Below are 19,879 nucleotides of genomic sequence, written 5' to 3' on the forward strand. Positions count from 1 at the left end.
CGTGTGGGGTGGCGCGTCGGGCGGGGGGCGGGCGGAGCCTGCCCGACGAAAAGCTGCTCCCAGGGGCCGTAGAGGCTCCGAAGTCAAGGGTGGGACGGAGTCCCATCGCGAAGCGACGCGAAGCGCCCTTGACTTTGGAGGGGCGGCCCCGTACGCAGCGCCACCCCACCCGAACACCCGAACACCCGAACACCAGACCAATGGAACCTAACTTCGACCCTTGGACAAGCTCACGCGGAATGGTGGCCCCTGAATCGCCACTCCGCAGCCGCGGCCACCGAGCCCACCCCAGGATGGCTCGGGGCGGGCTCGGTGGGGCGTTACTCGGTGGCGCGGCTAGTGGGTGGGCTGGATGTTTTGGTTGATGTGGAAAATGTTGTCCGGGTCGTAGTGGGTTTTGATGGCGGCAAGGCGGGCGTAATTGCCGCGATAGGACGCTCGGACTCGGTCCTGGCCCTCGCTCATCATGAAGTTGATGTAGGCGCCTCCTGCCGAGGTGGGGTGTAGCTCTTGCCAGTAGTCCTGGGCCCATTGGCTGATGCGGGCGGAGTTGGCCGGGTCCGGGTCGACGCCGACGATGACGCCGGCCCAGCCGCCGTCGCGGTAAGCGAAGGCGGTGGCGTCGCCGGGCACGCGGGCGGCGGCTCCGTCGATGGGGTAGAGGTGCATGGTGGAGTGGCCGGTCGGCAGTTGCTCGCCAAACTTGCAGTGGATGTCGATGGCGGTGTCGGAGATCTCGTTGAAGAAGTCCGCCCGCCAGTACCACTGCAGTCCGGCCGGGTAGAGGCCGTCGAACGCGCTCTGCAGGACGTTGAACGGCATCTCGTGCAAGCCCACCAGCAGCGGCGAGCCGTAGGTCTTGACCGGTTCAAGCACCTTGTCGGCCCTGTCGTGCGGACCGGTGTAGCACCAGACGATCCCGCAGGACTTGCGGCCCCAGAGTTCCTCCGGGAACGGCGGAGCCGGAGGGATGGTCATGGTCCCGAGCCAGCCGCTCAGCTCCTCCGGCAGCGAGGGCAGCAGCTCCCGGTACCAGCGCATGACGTCGGCGGTGTCGGCAATGTCGTACAGCACCGGGCCGCCGACGATGGTGCCGCGCTCGCCGATTTCGTGGCAACGGAACGTGAACGAGGTGACGACGCCGAAATTGCCGCCGCCGCCGCGCAGCGCCCAGAACAGATCGCTGTGGGACGTCTCGCTCGCCTGCACGAACGTGCCGTCGGCCAAGACGACGTCGGCGGAGATCAGGTTGTCGACGGTGAGGCCGAACCGGCGGGACAGGTAGCCGATGCCGCCGCCGAGCGTCAGCCCGCCCACGCCTGTGGACGCGAGGAAGCCAGACGGGGTGGCCATGCCGAATCCGACGGTCGCGTGGTCGACGTCCTGCCAGGTGCATCCGGCGTCGACGCGGACGGTGCGCGCAGCGGGATCGACCGTGGTGCTGCGCAGCAGTGAGAGGTCGATGACCAGCGCGTCGTCCCAGACTCCGAGCCCGCCCGCGTTGTGCCCGCCGCCCCTGATGGCGAGCTCAACGCCGTTCGCGCGGCCGAACCGGACGCAGGAGATGACGTCCACGACGTCCCGGCAGCGGGCGATGGCGGCCGGACGCTTGTCGATCATGGCGTTGTAGACGGCGCGGGCGCTGTCGTACTCGGGCTCCCCCGGTCTGATCAGGTCACCGTGCAGGACTCCGGCCAACTCGTCGTACGAGGTTTGTTCTGTTGCCGTGCTCATGGTGCTCCCCCATGGATGCGTTGCTCGATCAAAGCGACGTTAGGAAGCGGGGCGTTCGCGAAGCGTTCGCCCTGAGCCGGACATCTCAGTCGCTGGCCGGAACGCTGAGGCGAAACCCCCGAACGCCCACGCCACGCAACTCGCGCAGACCACACGGACCGCGTTGACCGCGCGGGCTGCGTTGACCGCGCGGGCTGCGTTGACCGCGCAGGCTGCGTTGACCGCGCAGGCCGTGCGGGCAACGCAGGTTGCGTTGGTCGCAGGCAGCGTTAGTCGGAGGCCGCGCAAGTCGTACAGACCGCGTAGGTCACGCAGACCGTGCAGGCGGCGCAGGTCATGCAGGTCATGCAGATCGCGCGGCGGCGTAGGTCGCAGGGCGCGGTAGGCACAGGTCGCGGAGGGCTCGGTGGTCGCAGGGCGTATTCGTCGTGCAGGCCGTGCAAGTCGCGTTGGGCGCTGGTCGTGCAGGTCGGGCGGGTCTTGTTTAGCCGCCGCGTTGGTCACTGGTCGTGGTGGGTTTGTAGGTCGTGGTTGCAGCGGTGTAGTAGGGCGAGGCTGCCTTGGGTGGACGCTGTTTGCGCGGCGGAGCGTAGTCGTGCGATGGCCTGTTCGTGGTCGTCGTAGGCGGCGCGCATTCGCATTACCTCGGGTAGCCACCAGACGTCGTCGTGGGACTGCGCGGCTGCGAGGGCGGCGTCGAGGGTGGCTCGTGCCGCGTCTGGACGGTTGTCGCGTGCCAGCAGGTCGGCGAGCAGCGACAGCCAGTAGGGCATGCGGGCGAACGAGTCTTGGGCCTTGAGGTTCGCGATGCCCTGGCGGGCGAGGTTGACGCCTGCGGGGCCGCCCTGGTGCCATCCGTCCAGGATCAGGCCCCACTCTCGGTAGTAGGCGAAGTCGTAGCGGCCGCACAGGTCGCGTAGTTCGGTGACGGTGTTCTTCAGTGCGGGCATGTCGCGGCGCATCTGATGGGTGACGCTGCCGTAGGCGAGTGCCACGGCCAGGACGTAGGGATGGCTGGTCGTCCGGGCCTGCTTGATCGCGTCGGTGCAGCTGGCCAGCGCCTCGTCGTCGTGGCCGAGGAGCCAGTGGGCGTGGGCCGCCCAGGCCGTGCCGTGGACGTCCGGACGGGTGCCGACGCTCAGCATGAAGGCGCCGCGCGTCAGCGTGACGGCGAGTTCCAGGTGCCGCAGGCCGTCGGCGGGCCTGCCGAGGCTCAGGGCGCCTCCGCCGACTGCGAAGTGGGCCGGGCCGCTTGCCGCGGAGTGGGGGTCGGCGCTGTCCAGCGCCTGGACCGCGGCGCGGTATCCCTCGGTGATACGGCCCCGGACGAACCGGGACGTCCAGAGCACGACCAGGCCGTCCAGCAGCGAGTCGTCGTCACCGAGTGATTCGGCCAGCGCGACGGCGCGTTCGATCGTCTCCCGCAGGTGCGGGGAGGAGTAGCCGTACCTGGCGTTGAGCGGTGCCGCCATGGCCTTGAGGATTTCGAGTTCCTTGGTGTCTCTGCCGCGTCCCTCGGGCATGGCCCGGACGATCGACAGCGCCTCCTTCTGCAACCGGATCGACTCGGTGTGGGCGAACAGGCCCGCCGCGACGTCGGCGGCCCGCCGGTAGTAGGCCAGCGCGCGGTCGGGGCGCCCGCCGCGCGCGTACTGCTCGGCGAGCTGCGCGGAGACCGCGTCGGTGTCGTCGGCGTGGAGGAGTTCCAGGCCCTGTGCGACGCGGCGGTGCAGGAGCCATCGTTTCGGCGGGGTGACTGCCGCGTACGCGGCGTCCCGCAGGAGGTCGTGGGAGAAGTCGTAGCCGCCCCGGAACTCCCGCATGATCCGGTGGCGCCACAGCTCGTCGACCGCCTCGACCACGACGCCGGCGTCCAGGTCGCTCGCCTCGGTGAGCAGGTCCAGGGTGAAGTCGGTCCCGACGGCGGCGGCGAGTCCGGCGATCTCGCGGGCCGGTGCGGACGCCCGTTCCAGGCGGTTGCGCAGGACCGAGGTGAGGTCACCGACCCCGGTGCCGTCCGGGTCGACCCCTGTGCCGTCCGGGTCGGCCCCTGCGCCGTCCGGGCCGCCGCCGGGCCGTCCGTCAGGGTCGTGGGCGCCGCGCAGGGTTTCCACGACGTAGAGCGGGAAGCCGCCCGTTGTCGCGTGGAGCAGGGTCGCGTCGGCTTCGGGGAGGCGCCGTCCGGTGATCGCCTCGGCGAGTCCGGCCGTGCCTTCGGCCTCCAGCGGGTCGAGGGTGAGGTCGGTGAGGAGGTCGGCGGTCCGCATCCGGACGGTCCAGTCCGCGAGTTCGGGGCCGTCCCCGAGTCCCTCATCGCGCAGCGTTCCGGCCACCATGACCGGGGTGTCGCCCGCCAGCCCCAGGTAGAACGTCAGGAACGCGAGGGTGTCCTGGTCGCACCACTGCATGTTGTCCAGGACGAGCACCATGGGCTGGCCGACCGCGATCAGCGCCCGGGCGAGGCCCTCGAAGAAGCGGGGGCGCTGCCAGGCGTCCGCCATGGCCCGTGGTCCCGCGCCCCGCGCCTCCTGGCCCTTGACCGGCACCAGCCGGTCGACCTCGGCGCGCCACGTCTCGTCGAGCGTCGCGGTGGCGGAGCGCGCGGCCGGGGTGCGCAGCCAGTCCGCCACCGGTGCGAGCGCCAGGCGTCCGGACGACCCGAAGCACTGGCTGCCCGCCACCACGGCGCCCTGCCGCCGGGCCAGCTCGGCGAACTCGGTCACCAGGCGGGTCTTCCCGACTCCGGCGGCGCCGCGCACAAGCGTGCAGCCGGGACGTCCCGCGACGGCCCTCCGCCACAGATCGCACAGCTGGTCGAGTTCCCGCGACCGGCCGACGAGCCGGGCCACGGCGACACCGGACCGGCCGGTGTCCGGCGCGACCGCCACCGCCTCCTCGCCCTCACTTGAACCCGCGTCCGCCATCAGGCGCTGGAAGGCCCGCCGTGTCGCCGGGTCCGGGACGACGCCCAGCTCGCGCTCCAGGACGGACGCGCAGTGGTGGTAGGTGCTGATGGCGCCCGCGCGGTCGCCCAGGTCGGCCTGCAACTGGATCAGGACCCGGTAGCCGACCTCCTCCAGCGGCTGCAACCGGATCCGGCGGCGGGCGGCGTCCACGGCCCTGGTCGGGTCGCCCGTTCCGGCGCTCATCGTGGCGACCAGATCGCACATCTCCACGCAGCGGCGCTCAAGCTCAGACCTGGCGTCCAGCACCCAGTCGTCATGCACCCCGGGCAGGAGGTCGCCCTTGTACTCGGCGATGGCCCTGGTGGCGTGCTCGGCGGCGGCGGTGGCGTCCCCGCTGGCCAGCGCCGCCCGGGCCTCCTCGCACTGGACGGCGAAGACGCGCAGGTCGACAAGGCACGTCCCACTGTCCCGCCAGCAGAGATCCCTGGACGTGACCACCAGCGAAGGCTCAGGACCGAGAATCCGGCGCAGGTGATGCAGTTCGCGGCGCAGGTTGGTCAGCGCCTGCGCGTCCGTGGAGTCGGGCCAGAAGATCCCCGCGATGCGCTGCCGGGTCTGGGGGGACCCCGCATGGGCGGCCAGATACGCGACAAGGCCGACGGTGCGCGGTGAACGAGTCCGCGCTCCCGTCTCGTCGTCGCCGATTACCTGATCCCCCAGCAGAGACGCGTACAGCATGGCAAAGCCGCCTCCCGAAACCTCCTCAGGCTAGCTGTATTGTCGTCACGCCATGGGCGACGTATGGGCTGCCGGTGACGCCTACGAGGACTATGTGGGCCGCTGGAGCCGCCGGGTCGCGGTCCCGTTCCTGCGCTGGCTGGACGTGCCCGCCGGCAAGCGCTGGGTGGACGTCGGCTGCGGCACCGGGGCGTTGACGTCAGCGGTCCTGGCCTGGAAAGACCCTGCCCAGGTCATCGGCGTGGACACGTCAGAAGGCTTCCTGGCCCGCGCACGCGCCCAGGTCTCCGACACGCGGGCGAGCTTCCGTACGGGGGACGCCCGTTCGCTCCCGCTGCCCGATCGCCGGTTCGATGCCGTGGTCAGCGGGCTGGCGCTCAACTTCGTCCCCGAGCCGCACCTGGCCGTGGCCGAATTCGGCCGGGTCGCGGCGAAGGGCGGCACGGTTGCCGCCTACGTCTGGGACTACGGCGAGGGCATGGCGATGATGCGGTACTTCTGGGACGCCGCCACCGCTCTCGACCCGGCCGCAGCCGAACTGGACGAAGACCGCCGCTTCCCCCTGTGCCGCCCCGAACCCCTTCATCAACTGTGGGCCGACACGGGCCTGGACGAGATCGCCGTCGAGCCGATCGAGGTGGCGACGGTGTTCGCCGACTTCGACGACTACTGGCGGCCGTTCCTCGGCGGCCAGGGCCCGGCGCCCGGGTACGCGACGTCGCTGGACAAGGAGCACCGGCACGCCCTGCGCGATCTGCTCAGCACCCGCCTGCCCACCGCCCCGGACGGCTCCATCGCCCTTACCGCCAGGGCATGGGCGGTCAGGGGAGTCGCCGGTAGACCGGCCTGACTGAACGCTAGGACCCGGCCAGCCATGAGAGTAGGCGGCCCCGCGACCAGCAGCGGCCGAGGGCCTCGGCGCGCAGGGCCGAGTGGTCGAACAGCGCCAGGCCGATGATGCTGTGGCCGGACGCCCGGCGATCACCGAAGGTCGGTATCGCCGGCGCGACTCCGACGCCCTCCGCCGACACCCACGCCACGGTCCGTCCGGTCGCCGCTTCATCGAGACGGTGCAGGAAGCGGAGGCGATCTTCGAGCGAGTAGCGCGACAGCGCCCATGTCGTGGTGACGACGCGATTCTAACCTTCGGGACGAATCCCTGATCAGGACGGCCGATGGCCGTGATCTACGCTGGGTGGGCGAGTTGTTACTGTTGGTGTCCGGCCGTTCGGGATTCGGGGGATCGGCTGTGGCGACGGAGAGGTGGGGGACGGTCCGCCGGTGGCACAGGCGGCTGTTCTTCTCGGTACGGGGACGCGCGACGGTCACCACCGTGGCGGTGTCGGCGTTGATCCTGGTCCTGGTGTTCGTGCTGCTGATGCTGCTGGTGCGGGACTGGGCGGAGAACGAGGTGTGGCGGAAGTCCGAGCGGACGGTCGAACGGGTCGTGACCGACATCGTCCGCGGACGGTACGAGGACGTGCTCGACCCCGAGCCGGACGAGACGCCGCTGATGCAGGTCCTGGGCCCGGAGGGGGAGGTCGTGGCGGAGAGCGTCGGGCTGAGCGGGGCCCCGTCGCTGGCGGCCGAGGACGTCCGGAAGGACAAGATGCTCATCGACCGCACCACCTGCCCCGGCCACCTGGACGAGTGCGTGTGGATGTTCGGGACGCGGCTGCGGACGTCGCCGTGGGGCCCGGGCGTGATGGTCATCGCGGCGACGCCGATGCCGACGCTGCTGAACGTGTGGCTGCTACCGCTGGGCCTCGCGCTGATCATGGCGGCGCTGCTCGCGCTGATCGCGTGGTGGACGTGGCACACGATCGGGCGGGCGTTCGTCCCGGTCGACGAGATCCGCTCGGAGATGGCGGAGTTCAGCGCGCGGGGCCTCGGGCACCGGGTGCCCGTCCCGCAGGCGGGCGTCAGGCTCCAGGCGCTCGCCGAGACCGTCAACGCGACGCTCGAACGGCTGGAGGAGGCGACGGACCGGGAACGCCGGTTCATCTCGGACGCGTCGCACGATCTCCGCAACCCGCTCGCGGCGCTGCAGATGCAACTGGAGTCCGCGCTGGACGAGCCCGACGGCTACGACTGGAGAATGATGGTCCAGTCGGCGCTGGGCAACACGCGGCGGCTGAACGACATCGTCATCGACCTGCTGGAGCTGTCCCGCCTCGACGCCCGCGCCCCGGTCCCGGTGGAGCGGATCGACCTCGCGGGCCTCGCCCGCCGGGAGGTCGAGCGCCGCCCGCCCCGGATCCCGATCACGACGGCGCTGGAGCCGGGCGTGATCGTCCGGGCGAACCCCGTGCGGCTGGCGCGGGTGCTCGGCAACCTGCTGAGCAACGCCGAACGGCACGCCACCGACGCCATCCAGGTCACGGTGGCGCGGGACGGCGACGAGGCCGTCCTCGAGGTGCTGGACGACGGTTCCGGCGTCCCGGAGGAGGCGCGGGAGCGGGTCTTCGAGCGGTTCGCGAGGCTGCGCGAGTCACGGACCCGGGACCCGCAGGGCACCGGGCTCGGGCTGCCCATCGCGCGCGAGATCGCCGAGGTCTACGGCGGCACGCTGCGCATCGCGGACAGCCCGAGCGGCGCCCGGTTCGTCCTCCGGCTGCCCCTCCCCAAGAACGGCCAGAAGGGCGGGCCCATGGGCGGGCCCAACGACGGGCCCAAGGGTGGGCTCAAGGGCGGCGGATGACCTCGATGACGCTGGACAGGCCGTCGGAGCCGTGGCCCGCGTCCACGGCGCGCCAGAACAGGTCCCTGAGCGCGAGCGGTCCGGCCGTGTCGATTCCTGCCTCGCGAACGGCCTCCACGACGTGGTCGGCGCCGACCGCCTGCATCCTGAGGGTGTGGTCGTCGCCCGGATGGACGCCGGCGTCGATCGTCTCGGTGAGGATCTTCAGGAAGCCCATGGGGCCGTCCGACGCGAGGTCCCGCACCGTCACGGCGGCGAACGGACGGAACTGCTCCGCCGACACTCCCGCCGCGCCCAGCAGCGCCACGGACTGCATGTAGGCCGTCAGCGTCGACCAGAACAGGTAAAGCTGCGCCTGGTAGTACAGCATCGACAGGCCCAGGTCCGGGCCGACGAACGTGGCCTCGCCCAGCTCGCCGAGCGTTTCGCGGTGCCGGTCGAGGGTCGCCTCCTGGCCGCTGTAGAAGACGTACGCGCCCGGTTTGCCGATGCCCTGCGGCGGCGCCATGACGCCGCCGGTCAGCAGGTCCGCGCCGTGCCGGGACGCCCATTCCCCGGCGCGGCGCAGCTCGTCCGGGCTGCCGGAGCTGAGGTTGACGACGACGCGGCCCTTGAGCGCGTGGGCGGCGTCGTCGAGGGAGTCGTGCATCGCGGTGTAGTCGGTCTGGCTGATGACGATCAGCTCGGACGCGGCGAGCGCGTCGGCGGGCGTCGCGGCGAGGGTCGCGCCTTTCGCCACGAGCGGCTCCGCCTTGGCCGCGGTCCTGTTCCACACCGTGGTCGGATGCCCGTTGCCAAGGAATGTGGACGCCATCGTCGCGCCCATGGGACCCAGCCCGATGACCGTCACTGGTGATTTCGCCATTGGATCCTCCTCTAGGTGTTGGGGCCAGCGTGGTTTCGGGCGCTACGGAAACGCTTCGGGTGGTTCCGTGGCGGGTGCGTACGCTGGACGTCGTGCGTTTCGGGGTATTGGGGCCGCTCGCCGTGTGGACAGGCGACGGCGGCACGGGCGGCGGCACGGGCGGCGGCTCGGCCGTTGGCACGGGCGGCGGCTCGGGCGGTGGCTCAGGCGGGAGCACGGCTGTGCACGTCCCCGAGCGGAAGGTCCGGACGCTGCTGGCGATGCTCCTGGCCGATCCCGGGCGTCCGGTCTCGGTCGACCGGCTGGTGGACGCGTTGTGGGGCGACCGTCCGCCGCGGAACCCGTCCGGCACGCTGCAGGCCCGCGTCTCGCAGCTCCGCCGGGTCTTGGACGATGCGGAACCCGGTGCCCGGGCGCTGGTCGTGGCGCGTCCGCCCGGCTATCTGATCGACGTGCCCCCGGACGCGGTGGACTCCGGACGTTTCGCGGCGCTCGTCGTCCAGGCGCACGAGGTGGCCGATCCGCTGACCAGGTCCCGCCTGCTGGGAGAGGCGCTGGCGCTGTGGCGCGGGCCCGCGTTCGACGGTTTCGACCTGCCGCACGGCGCCGCGACCGAGCTTGACGAGCGGCGGCTGGCCGCGCTGGAGGAGCACGCCGAGGCCCGGCTTGAGCTGGGCGAACACGCCGCGCTCAGTGCGGAGCTGACCGCCGAGGTCGCCCGGCACCCGCTGCGCGAGCGGCTCCGCGCCGCGCATCTGCGCGCCCTCTACCGTGCCGGACGCCAGAGCGAGGCCATGGCCGGGTATCACGACCTGCGGGAACGGCTGGCCGAGGAGCTGGGCGTCGAGCCGAGCCCGGAGCTGTCCGCGCTCTACCTGTCGATGCTGGAGCAGGAACCGTCCGAGGCGGGACGGCCCCGCCCGCGCGTCCCGTCCCGGCTGCCCGCCGTTCTCGGGGAGCTGATCGGGCGCGGGGACGCGGTCGAACGGGCGCGTGCGCAGCTCGTGTCCGACCGGCTGGTGACGTTGACCGGACCCGGCGGCGTCGGCAAGACACGGCTCGCGCTGGAGACGGCCGCGCGCTCGGCGGGCGACCACCCGGACGGGGTGTGGTTCGTAGAGCTGGCCGCCGAGCAGGCGCACACGGTCAAGACGGCGGCGGACGTCGCCGAACCGGTGGCGCGGGTCCTCGGATTGTGGGACGAGGGCGGCGACGGGCCGGTGGAGCGGCTCACCCGGGCCCTGCGCGCCCGGCGGTCGCTGCTCGTCCTGGACAACTGCGAGCACGTCATCGAGCCCGCCGCCGAGCTGGCCGGACGGCTGCTGGCCGGGGCGTCGGGGCTGCGGATCCTCGCCACGTCCCGGGAGCCGCTGGGGCTGCCCGGGGAGCGGCTGCAGATCGTCCCGCCGCTGGACCTTCCCGGCCCCGAGACGACACCGGACGCGCTGCTGAAGTCCAGCGCGGTGCGGTTGTTCGTCGCGCGGGCCGGGGCGGCGGCGCACGGGTTCGCGCTGGACGAGGCGTCCGCACCCTGGGTCGCGTCGATCTGCCGGCGGCTGGACGGCCTGCCCCTCGCGCTCGAACTGGCCGCGACCCGCGTCCGGTCACTCGGGGTGCGCGAGCTGGCCATCCGACTGGACGACCGCTTCCGCATCCTCGCGGACGCCCGGCACGGCGGCCCGGAACGGCAGCGGACGCTCCGCGCGATGATCGGCTGGAGCTGGGAGCTGCTGACCGGGCCGGAACGGGTCGCGCTGCGTCGGCTCGTCGTCCACGCGGGCGGGTGCACGCTCGACGCGGCCGAGACGGTCTGCGACGCGGACGCCACCGTGCTCGCGAGGCTCGTCGACCGTTCGCTCGTCGTCCGCACGGAGCAGGACGGCCGCTACCGCCTCCTGGAGTCGGTCGCCGCCTACGGCCTGGAGCGGCTGAGGGAGGCGGGCGAGGAGGCCGAGTTCCGCCGCCGCCACGCCCGCTACTACACCGGCCTCGCCGAGCGTGCGGCTGAGCGGCTGCACGGCCCTGAGCAGGCCGAATGGCTGTACGTCCTCGACCGCGAGGCCGCCAACCTCACCGCCGCGCTGAAACACGGCGGCGCCGTCGCCGTCCGGCTGGCGAACGCGCTGGGCTGGTACTGGTTCCTGCGCGGACGGTTCGGCGAGGCCCGCACCGCCCTCGAATCCGCGCTGCGGCCCCCCACCACGGCCTCGGACACCACACCCTCGGACACCACGGCCTCGGACGACGCCGCCGTGTGGCTGGCGGCCTTCACCATGCTGGCCGGTGAGAGCAAGGATTCGGAGCAGCTCCGCCGGACCGCCCTGACCGCCGCCTACGCGGGCGACGAGTTCGCCCGGGCCAAAGCGGAATGGTTCCTCAGCCACGTCCACTGGGCGTACGGCGACATGGCCGCGAACGAGGAACGCGTCGGCCATGCCCTGTCGGTGTTCCAAGCGCGCGGCGACCGGTGGTTCACGGCCGCCGCGCTCACCACCCGCGCCAAGTTCGCCCTCGGACACGGCCATCTGGCGGCGGCGCGCCACGACGCCGAGACCAGCATGGCGATCTTCGACGAGCTCGGTGACCCGTGGGGGCGGCTGGAGGCGTCCGACGCCCTCGCCCGCCACGCCGAGATCACCGGCGACCACGACGAATCGGCCCGCCGCCACCGCGCCGCCCTCCGCGTCGCCGAAGAACTGCGGATGTGGCCCGAGGTCTCCTACCGGCTGTCCGGGCTCGGCCGCCTCGCGCTCCTCGCCGGGGACCTCGACCAAGCCCGCGACCTGCACGAACGGGCCCTGGACCTGGCCGGACGGCACGCGGCCCGGTCCGCGCAGGAGTTCGCGGAGATCGGGCTCGGGCTCGTCGCCAGGGCGCGCGGCGACCTCGACGCCGCCGAGGCCCACCTGCGCACCTGGCTCGGCTGGCTGCGCGGCATCGGCGGGACGGCCGGGATCGCGTTCGCGCACGCCCAGCTCGGCTTCATCGCCGAGGAGCGCGGCGACGCCGACACCGCGCTCGCCCTGCACACCGAGGGCCTCGCCGGGGCCCGCGCCGTCGGCGACCCGCGCGCCGTCGCGCTCGCCCTCGAAGGGCTCGCCGGGGCCCGCTCCCTCGCCGGCGACCACGCGGCGGCGTCCGGGCTGCTCGCGGAGGCCGCCGCGCTCCGCGAGGCCGCCGGGGCGCCGCTGCCCGCCGCCGAACGCCGCGACGTCGACCGCATCATCGGGAGGATCCGGGCCGCCTCCGGTGTTACCCCACACATGGGCACGGTCCACGGCGAAGGGGAACCATGAGCGAGGATCTCGGATACGGATGGCAGGGCGACCTCATCGACCTGCCCGCCTACCTGAAGCGGGCCGGGTACGACGGCGACCTGACCCCGACCGGCGACACGCTGCGCGCCCTGCACCGGGCGCACACCACGTCCATCCCGTTCGAGAACCTGGAGATCATGCTGGGGCGGCCGGTCGTCCTGTCGCTGGACGCCGTCCAGGCGAAGCTGGTCGGACGGTCCCGCGGCGGCTACTGCTACGAGCACAACCGGCTGTTCGCGGCGGTGCTGGAACGGCTCGGCTACGAGGTCACCGCGCTGGCCGGACGGGTCACGCTCGGCGCCCGCAAGCTGCTGCCCGCCACGCACGCGCTGCTGCACGTCCGCCCGCCGGGCCAGCCGCGCGACGAGCCCGCCTGGCTGTGCGACGTGGGCTTCGGCGCCGGTCCGCTGGAACCGCTGCGGCTGCTCGACGGCGAGGAGGCCGACCAGGACGGCTGGGGCTTCCGCCTCCAGAAGGGCCGGACCGCCACCGCCTGGACGCCCAGCACGGTCGGCTGGGAACTCCACCAGCGCGGAGAGGACGGCTGGGTCCAGCGCCACACGTTCACCATGAACGAGCAGTTCCGCATCGATTTCGAGGTGGGGAACTACTTCGTCTGGTCGAATCCGCACTCGCCGTTCTCGACCCGTCCCTTCACGCAGAGGTTCAGCGTCGACTCGCACCGCGTCCTGGACGGGACGAAACTGACCACCATCCGCCCCGGCGGCTCCACCGAGACCCGCACCTTCACCCCGGAACAATTGCCCGAGACGCTGGCGGAGGAATTCGGGATCGTCCTGGAAGGCGACGACGTGACCCGCCTCATCGACTTCGAACGCAACCGCGCCGACTCCGGGAACTAGGAAAGTCCTAGTCGGGGTGGGGTGGTTTCTGGTCGGGGGGCGTCCCGCCGCCTTCCCCGCCTCCCTTGCTCCCCTTGTCGGTGCCGTGCGCGTGGCCCTTCGCCCTCGTCTTCTTCGGGTCGGTGGCCTCCGGCGCGGGCTCGTTCGTCACCGAGGTCCGCTCCGACCGCCGGATCTCGGGCTGCTGCGGGTTCGGCATGATCATCCCTCCTCCCTGCTGGACGGTTCCAGGGCGCTGGGCGGCTCCTAGGCTGGACGGCTCCTAGGCGCTGGACGGTTCGGGACGCAGCGGGTCGTGGCCCACCGTCATGAGCGCGTGCCGCCACTCCTCGTCCCGTTCCGCGTCCGGCGGCCGGTCGTCCAGCCGGTCTTCCACGTAGTCCACGACCTGGCGCATCACGTCAGCGTCGCCTTCCGTCAGGTCCACCTTCCGCTTGCGCAGGACGTCCACCACGCGGGCGCCGAGTTCGGACACCCCGGGGCTCGGGCCGGGCGGGAACGCCTCCTCGCCGGACGCGTCCGTCATCAGCCAGATGCGCAGCTCGTCGGAGGTCATGTTGACGAGCCGGTGGAAGTCTTCCCAGGCCAGCTCCGCCTCGGCCGGTATGCGATCTTTCATGTGGATAACTCCCTGTCGCCCGTTCCGAACCGGCCCTACCCGACACCGGCCGCCCCATTCACCCCGCCCCGAGCGCGTGCCCGTTAGATCGGGGGCGGCTCGGGAAGACGCCGGGCATGGACCATTCGCAGGCCCCCGTCCTCGACGCCCTCGCCGCGTACCACCGGGAAGGCCAGGTCCCGTTCACCCCGCCCGGCCACAAGCAGGGCCGCGGCGCCGACCCGCGCGTCCGGGCCGTGCTGGGTGACGCGGTGTTCCGCTCCGACATCCTCGTGATCTCCGGCCTGGACGACCGCACGTCCAGCCACGGGGTCCTGGAACGCGCACAGGAACTGATGGCGAACGCCGTCCACGCCGAGCGGACGTTCTTCTCCACCTGCGGCAGCAGCCTGTCGGTGAAGAGCGCGATGCTGTCCGTCGCCGGGCCGGGGGAGAGGCTCCTGGTGGGACGGGACGCGCACAAGTCGGTCGTGTCGGGCCTGATCCTGTCCGGTGTCCGCCCGATCTGGGTGGAGCCGCAGTGGGACGCGTCCCGCCGGCTGGCGCACCCGCCGTCCGCGGCGGCGTTCGCGGCCGCGCTGGACGAGCATCCCGACGCCCGCGGCGCCCTCGTCACGAGCCCCACCCCGTACGGGACGTGCGCCGACCTCGCCGCCATCGCGTCCGCCTGCCACGAACGCGGAAGGCCGCTGATCGTGGACGAGGCGTGGGGCGCGCACCTGCCCTTCCACCCCGACCTGCCGACCTGGGCGATGGACGCGGGCGCCGACGTGTGCGTGACGAGCGTCCACAAGATGGGCGCAGGGCTGGAGCAGGGCTCGGTGTTCCACCTGCAGGGAGACCTGGTGGACCCGTCCGTCCTCAAGGCCCGAGAGGACCTCCTGGGGACCACCAGCCCCTCGGTGCTGCTCTACGCGGGCCTCGACGGATGGCGCCGCCAGATGGTCGAACACGGCCACGACCTGCTGCAGGACGCTCTCGACCTCGCCGCCCGCGTCCGCGAGGAGATCGCCGCCATCCCCGGCTTCACCGTCCAGGGCCCGGACGAGTTCACCGGCCCCGGCCTCGCCCACAGCCTCGACCCGCTGCCCGTCGTCATCGACCTCGCCGGTCTCGGCACCACCGGGTACCGGGCCGCCGACTGGCTCCGCGCGCACCACCACATCAACCTGCATCTCGCCGACCACCGCCGGATCAGCGCCCAGCTCACCTTCGCCGACGGCGAGGACACCGTCGCGCCGCTGCTCACCGCCCTGCGCGACCTGCGCGAGCACATCGAGCCCGCGGTGGAGGTCCACGTCCCGCCGCCGGACGAACTGCGCCTCGACCTCGAAGTCCTGCCCCGCGACGCCTTCTTCGGCCCCGCCGAGCAGGTCTCCGCGGACGAGGCCGTCGGACGGATCTGCGCGGAGATGCTGACCCCGTACCCGCCGGGCATCCCCGTCGTCCTGCCGGGCGAGCGCATCACCGCCCCGGTCATGGACTACCTGCGCAGCGGCGTCGACGCCGGGATGGTCGTCCCGGACGCGGCGGACTCCTCCGCCAAGACGATCCGGGTCCTCATAGAGCGCTGACCGGACGACGTCCCCGCTTCGCCGACCGGACGGCGGCCCCGCTCACCCCCTATGCCAGACTCCCTTTCGTCGGACGACGAGTTGAGGAGCGTCATGGAGTTGGTCCACTCGGGCAAGGTCAGGGACGTCTACACGGACGGGGACGAACTGCTCCTCGTCGCGTCCGACCGGGTGAGCGTGTTCGACGTCGTCCTGCCGACGCTGATCCCCGACAAGGGGAAGATCCTCACGCAGCTGTCCCTGTGGTGGTTCGAGCAACTCACCGACATCATCCCGAACCACATCATCTCGGCGACGAACGTCCCGGACGAGTGGGAGGGACGCGCCATCCGCTGCCGCCGCCTCACCATGCTGCCCGTCGAGTGGATCGCCCGCGGCTACCTCGCCGGCCTGGGCCTCAAGGAGTACGAGAAGGGCGGCGCGGTCTCCGGCGTCCCCCTGCCGGGCGGCCTGGTCGAAGGCTCGAAGCTCCCCGAGCCGATCTTCACCCCGACCACCAAGGCCACGGTCGGCCACGACGAGTTCATCACCTACGACGACGTCGTCACCGAGATCGGCGACGACACCGCCGCCCGTCTGAAGCACGTCACCCTTGAGATCTACAAGCGCGGCGCGTCGCTCGCCGCCGAGCGCGGCATCATCATCGCCGACACGAAGCTGGAGTTCGGCCGCGCCGCCGACGGGACCCTCACCTTGGGCGACGAGGTCCTGACGTCCGACTCGTCCCGCTTCTGGCCCGCCGATCAGTGGCGTCCAGGCGGCCCGCAGCACTCGCTCGACAAGCAGTACGTCCGCGACTGGAGCAGCACCCTCGACTGGGACCGCACCCCGCCCGGCCCGGCCATCCCGCAGGAAGTCGTGGACGCCACCCGCGCCCGCTACATAGAGGTCTACGAACGCCTGACCGGCAACCGCTGGCACTCCTAGCCCCTGCCCGCGGCGGCTTCGCGCTCCTCTACGGCGCCCTGGCCGCCTGCGCTCCCCGCCTCCCCGCGTCCCGTCCGGACGGTAGATCTTTAGTTTTCGCTGCTCAGCGGCGGTTTTGTCGTTTTGTCTGGATTCTCTCGGCTATGCCGACCAAGACGGAAGCAACGACGAAGCGAAGTGATGATCATGCCGGAGACAGGAACCGAAGAAGGCCAGAGCCGTCCCGTCGAGGGGGTCAAGGAGGCCGGGCGGGCGTTCGTCCGGGCGCTGATGGTGCAGACGCTGCAGAAGGCCAGCGGCGGTATCGAGGGGATGACCGAGCGGCTGAACGACGCCGCGGACGGCAAGGGAGCCGGTAAGAAGGCGGCGGCGACCGGCGCGGAGAAGCTCGCCAAGGGCTCGGGCCCGCTGAAGGCGGGACTCGGCGCGGGCGTCGCCGGTGTGAAGGAGAAGGCGAAGGAGGTCATCGGCGGTGGCGGTGGTGGCGGCGACGGCGGTGGCGATGGCGGTGGCGCCGGAAAGGCGAAGGTCACCAACATCGTCGAGCAGTTCGACGTGGGGCTGCCACGGCGCGTCGCCTACGACCAGTGGACGCGGTTCACCGACTTTCCGAGCTTCACCAAGAAGGTGGAGAGCGTCGAGCAGGAGTCCGACGAGAAGGTCAACTGGCGGGCGCAGGTCCTCTGGTCCCACCGGAACTGGGAATCCACGATCACCGAGCAGGTCCCGGACGAGCGGATCGTCTGGACGTCCAAGGGCCCGCGCGGATACGTCGACGGCGCCGTGACCTTCCACGAGTTGGCGCCGACCATGACGCGAGTCCTGCTGGTGGCCGAATACCACCCGGACGGATTCTTCGAGAAGACCGCGAACCTGTGGCGCGCCCAGGGCCGCCGCCTCCGCCTGGAGTTCAAGCACATCAAGCGCCACATGATGACGCAGACGCTCCTGAACCAGGAGGAGGTCGAGGGCTGGCGCGGTGAGATCCGCGACGGCGAAGTGGTCAAGACCCACGAGGACGCCCTCAAGGAGGAACAGGCGTCCGAAGGCAAGGACCACGAAGAGGAACAGGAGGCCGAAGGCAAGGACCACGAAGAGGAACAGGAGGCCGAAGACAAAGACCACGAAGAGGAACAAGAGGCCGAAGACAAAGACCGCAAGGAGGAACAGGAGGCCGAAGACAAAGACCACGAAGAGGAACAAGAGGCCGAAGGCAAGGACCGCAACCGCGGCAAGGAGCGCGAGCGCAGCCGGGCATAGGCCCGCACCCGTGGGTACGGGAGTTCAAACGGCGGGACGGATCGAATATCGGGGGAAACGATGGGCGACGACGCGTCCGGCAATCCGGAACCAGAACGCGAGCGGAACACATCCGACGACAGGCAGGAAGGTCTCACCGGCCGTCCCGTGACCCCCGACAAGCGGCCGCAACCCGACGAGGGCCCGGACGTCTACCTCGACGTCCCGCTGCTCAAGGTGGACGAGATCACCCTTGAGGTCGAGAACCTGGACGCGCACGTCTCGCTCGTCGCCCAAGTCCTCGACCTGCTCAAGCTGAACGTCGGCGCGGACGTGTTCCTCGGCAAGGTCGAGCTGGGCATCAAGGGCGTCGAGGCGCAGGCACAGCTCAAGGTCCGGCTCGACAACGTGGCCATCATCGTGGACCGCGTCCTGACCACGCTCGATCGCAACCCCGAGATCCTCCAGCACATCGGACGCGGCGTGGAGGCGGCGGCCCGCGACATCGGCTCCGGCGCCGGCACCGCGGTAGGCGAGGTCGGCAAGGGCGCCAAGGGCGCCGTCGAAGACGTGGGCCGAGGCGCAGGGGGCGCGGTCGAGAGCATCGGCGAAGGCACAGGTGGAGCCGTCCAAGACGTCGGACGAGGCGCCGGGGGCGCGGTCGAGAGCGTCGGCGAAGGCGCGGGCGGAGCCGTCCAAGACGTCGGTCGTGGGGCAGGCGGAGCCGTCCAGGACGTGGGCAAAGGCGCGGGCGGGGCGGTCGAGAACGTCGGCGAAGGCGCGGGCGACGCGGTCAAGGACGTGGGCGAAGGCGCGGGCGATGCCGTCCAGGACGTGGGCGAAGGCGCGGGCGATGCCGTCCAGGACGTGGGCGAAGGCGCGGGCGATGCCGTCCAGGACGTGGGCGAAGGCACCGGAAAAGCAGCCGAAGGTGCCGGACGCGCGGCCGAGGGCGTGGGCAAAGGCGCAGGCGAAGCGGCCAGCGACGCAGGCAAGTCCGCAGGTGAGGCGGCCGGCGGCGCGGCCAAGTCCGCAGGTGAAGCGGCCAGCGGCGCAGGCAAGTCCGCAGGTGAAGCGGTCAACGACACCGGGGACGACAACGACGCGGATGAATCCCAGCCCGACGGCCGGGAGGGCGGAGACCTCCAGACCGCCCTGCACGGAACCGAGGAGTCTGTGCGAGACCTCGGCCGGGCCCTGCTCCGGATGATCTCCCAGCAGCCCCGCTCGCCCGACAAGGAGCCGAACGACCGTGAGTCATGACGGGCTCCCAGACCCAGAGCGCCAACGCACGGCCGACATCCTCTTCACAGCCAAAGTGAAAGCCGACGAACTCCGCTTCCACGTGGCCCCTGAAAGCTCTGTCACGTTCACGGGGAACGCCAGCGAGGACTCCACGTCCGGCAGCGACCGCACCAACCTGCCGGACAAGGTCCAGGAGAACACCACCTACAGCGACATCGAAGTCCACTACGCCATCGCAGCGATACTGAACCCTGACGAGCCCTAAGTCCCGGACGGCTACCAGGTGGCGGGGAACATGCGGTGTCTGAGAAGCGCGTCCACCTGCTCGGTGGCGTGCTTGGTGTCGCCGCAAGGCGAGAGGTAGCCGTGCCTACCGCGCGCGGCCTCGTAGTAGCCCCACGTACCACCAGGCGTGGCACGCACCACCACCGCGACCTTGACGTGGTTGTCCGGGCTGAAGGCGAAGACCCACAGCAGCGGCTGCCAGGTGGGGAACTCGTCTTCCTGGTAGAGCTTGACGCACCTGTAGCCCTTGGACACAACGGCCGCAGCGAGTAGGTCGAGGTGGCGGACCGCCGTGGCCCGCCCCAGCCGCGTCCGCCACCGCAGCGCGTACCGCTGCGCCCGGACGTTCAGCGGCCGCAGCGAGCCCATACGACCTTCCCTTCCTCGTTGAGCGGCCGGACACCCCAGTCGTGGACGAGCTGCACTATCAACAGCAGCCCTCGGCCGCACGTGGCTTCGTGGTTCTCGTCCCGGACAACGGGCAGCCCCGCCCCTTCGTCCCCGACCTCGATGACGATCAGATCGTCACGCTTGTCCGGGAAAACCCGGACCACGATCTGCCCGAATCCGACGTGCTTGTACGCATTTGTAACCAGTTCCGTAACCACGATCCGTCCGACGTAGTGGTCGTCGCACCCCAGTTCGCGGAACCGCTCGTCGAGATAGCGGCGCGCCTTGGCGGGCGCCTGGTCCGTCGCCTCCAGAACAAGCACCGGCCTCCCCGGCGCAAGAGCTCCTGCTGTCATCACTACGACCCCTGAACGTCTCGATTCCTCGTATCTCTCAGTAAGCCACCCATCCACGCTGAGTTACTGTTAACCTTCGAAGAGAAAGAACATCCGATCTGCGATCTTGCCGAACTAGTT

At 71.2% G+C, this 19,879-nt stretch carries 16 protein-coding genes and 1 pseudogene; 9 read left to right on the plus strand and 8 right to left on the minus strand.

What is annotated here, in order from left to right; genetic code table 11:
* Positions 1-336: 336 nt before the first annotated feature.
* Both ETD83_RS19695 and ETD83_RS19700 read right to left on the minus strand, forming a co-directional pair.
* A complete protein-coding gene (locus ETD83_RS19695; RefSeq protein WP_138646609.1) occupies positions 337-1,734 on the minus strand; it encodes an FAD-binding oxidoreductase in 1,398 nt (465 codons plus the stop codon).
* Positions 1,735-2,234: 500 nt separating this feature from the next.
* The gene (locus tag ETD83_RS19700; RefSeq protein ID WP_138646610.1) at positions 2,235-5,378 is read right to left on the minus strand and encodes an ATP-binding protein; all 3,144 of its coding nucleotides are present in this window, start codon (positions 5,376-5,378) and stop codon (positions 2,235-2,237) included.
* Between the two features lie 52 nt (positions 5,379-5,430).
* On the opposite strand from ETD83_RS19700, the gene ETD83_RS19705 reads away from it, so the two are divergent.
* Positions 5,431-6,228 carry a class I SAM-dependent methyltransferase gene (locus ETD83_RS19705; protein ID WP_138646611.1) on the plus strand — a complete coding sequence of 266 codons (798 nt, stop codon included), beginning with the start codon at positions 5,431-5,433 and terminating at the stop codon, positions 6,226-6,228.
* 7 nt (positions 6,229-6,235) lie between these two features.
* Here the strand turns inward: ETD83_RS19705 and ETD83_RS19710 are convergent.
* A pseudogene (locus ETD83_RS19710) lies at positions 6,236-6,502 on the minus strand (DUF2332 family protein); the annotation flags it as partial.
* 125 nt (positions 6,503-6,627) lie between these two features.
* On the opposite strand from ETD83_RS19710, the gene ETD83_RS19715 reads away from it, so the two are divergent.
* Complete coding sequence (locus tag ETD83_RS19715) at positions 6,628-8,079, plus strand: sensor histidine kinase (RefSeq protein ID WP_230421033.1); 1,452 nt, start codon at positions 6,628-6,630, stop codon at positions 8,077-8,079.
* Here the strand turns inward: ETD83_RS19715 and ETD83_RS19720 are convergent.
* Entirely contained in the window at positions 8,063-8,944 is an 882-nt protein-coding gene (locus ETD83_RS19720; RefSeq protein ID WP_138646612.1) for an NAD(P)-dependent oxidoreductase, read from the minus strand. The two genes, ETD83_RS19715 and ETD83_RS19720, sit on opposite strands and share 17 nt — an antisense overlap.
* A gap of 92 nt (positions 8,945-9,036) precedes the next feature.
* Between ETD83_RS19720 and ETD83_RS19725 the strand changes: the two genes are divergently transcribed.
* Together ETD83_RS19725 and ETD83_RS19730 are read left to right on the plus strand one after the other, a co-directional pair.
* Positions 9,037-12,240 (plus strand): BTAD domain-containing putative transcriptional regulator, encoded by a 3,204-nt coding sequence (locus ETD83_RS19725; RefSeq protein WP_138646613.1) that lies wholly within the window; start codon positions 9,037-9,039, stop codon positions 12,238-12,240.
* Positions 12,237-13,124, plus strand: a complete 888-nt coding sequence (locus ETD83_RS19730; RefSeq protein WP_138646614.1) for an arylamine N-acetyltransferase family protein — start codon at positions 12,237-12,239, stop codon at positions 13,122-13,124. Before ETD83_RS19725 ends, ETD83_RS19730 begins: the two co-directional genes overlap by 4 nt.
* Before the next feature lie 7 nt (positions 13,125-13,131).
* On the opposite strand, the gene ETD83_RS19735 is transcribed toward ETD83_RS19730, so the two are convergent.
* Positions 13,132-13,329, minus strand: coding sequence for a hypothetical protein (locus tag ETD83_RS19735; protein ID WP_205717774.1), 198 nt, complete (start codon positions 13,327-13,329; stop codon positions 13,132-13,134).
* 57 nt (positions 13,330-13,386) lie between these two features.
* The gene (locus ETD83_RS19740; RefSeq protein ID WP_138646615.1) at positions 13,387-13,743 is read right to left on the minus strand and encodes a DUF3140 domain-containing protein; all 357 of its coding nucleotides are present in this window, start codon (positions 13,741-13,743) and stop codon (positions 13,387-13,389) included.
* Between the two features lie 116 nt (positions 13,744-13,859).
* On the opposite strand from ETD83_RS19740, the gene ETD83_RS45715 reads away from it, so the two are divergent.
* The 5 genes from ETD83_RS45715 (at position 13,860) to ETD83_RS19765 (ending at position 18,993) form a co-directional block, all read left to right on the plus strand.
* A complete protein-coding gene (locus ETD83_RS45715) occupies positions 13,860-15,317 on the plus strand; it encodes an aminotransferase class I/II-fold pyridoxal phosphate-dependent enzyme (RefSeq protein ID WP_138646616.1) in 1,458 nt (485 codons plus the stop codon).
* A gap of 93 nt (positions 15,318-15,410) precedes the next feature.
* A complete protein-coding gene (locus ETD83_RS19750; RefSeq protein WP_138646617.1) occupies positions 15,411-16,244 on the plus strand; it encodes a phosphoribosylaminoimidazolesuccinocarboxamide synthase in 834 nt (277 codons plus the stop codon).
* 186 nt (positions 16,245-16,430) lie between these two features.
* Positions 16,431-17,504: an SRPBCC family protein gene (locus ETD83_RS19755; RefSeq protein WP_205717775.1), complete on the plus strand. Its 1,074-nt coding sequence runs from the start codon at positions 16,431-16,433 to the stop codon at positions 17,502-17,504.
* Positions 17,505-17,564: 60 nt separating this feature from the next.
* The gene (locus ETD83_RS45395) at positions 17,565-18,746 is read left to right on the plus strand and encodes a hypothetical protein (protein WP_268920470.1); all 1,182 of its coding nucleotides are present in this window, start codon (positions 17,565-17,567) and stop codon (positions 18,744-18,746) included.
* The gene (locus ETD83_RS19765) at positions 18,736-18,993 is read left to right on the plus strand and encodes a hypothetical protein (RefSeq protein ID WP_138646619.1); all 258 of its coding nucleotides are present in this window, start codon (positions 18,736-18,738) and stop codon (positions 18,991-18,993) included. Before ETD83_RS45395 ends, ETD83_RS19765 begins: the two co-directional genes overlap by 11 nt.
* Positions 18,994-19,004: 11 nt before the next feature.
* Here ETD83_RS19765 and ETD83_RS19770 read toward each other — a convergent pair whose 3' ends face one another.
* Both ETD83_RS19770 and ETD83_RS19775 read right to left on the minus strand, forming a co-directional pair.
* Positions 19,005-19,382 carry a hypothetical protein gene (locus tag ETD83_RS19770; RefSeq protein WP_138646620.1) on the minus strand — a complete coding sequence of 126 codons (378 nt, stop codon included), beginning with the start codon at positions 19,380-19,382 and terminating at the stop codon, positions 19,005-19,007.
* On the minus strand, positions 19,361-19,726 hold the full coding sequence (locus ETD83_RS19775; RefSeq protein WP_171064332.1) for an ATP-binding protein: 366 nt from the start codon (positions 19,724-19,726) through the stop codon (positions 19,361-19,363). Before ETD83_RS19775 ends, ETD83_RS19770 begins: the two co-directional genes overlap by 22 nt.
* Between the last annotated feature and the right edge of the window lie 153 nt (positions 19,727-19,879).

Source organism: Actinomadura soli (genome assembly GCF_005889715.1).
In the GTDB taxonomy this organism is placed as follows: domain Bacteria; phylum Actinomycetota; class Actinomycetes; order Streptosporangiales; family Streptosporangiaceae; genus Spirillospora; species Spirillospora soli.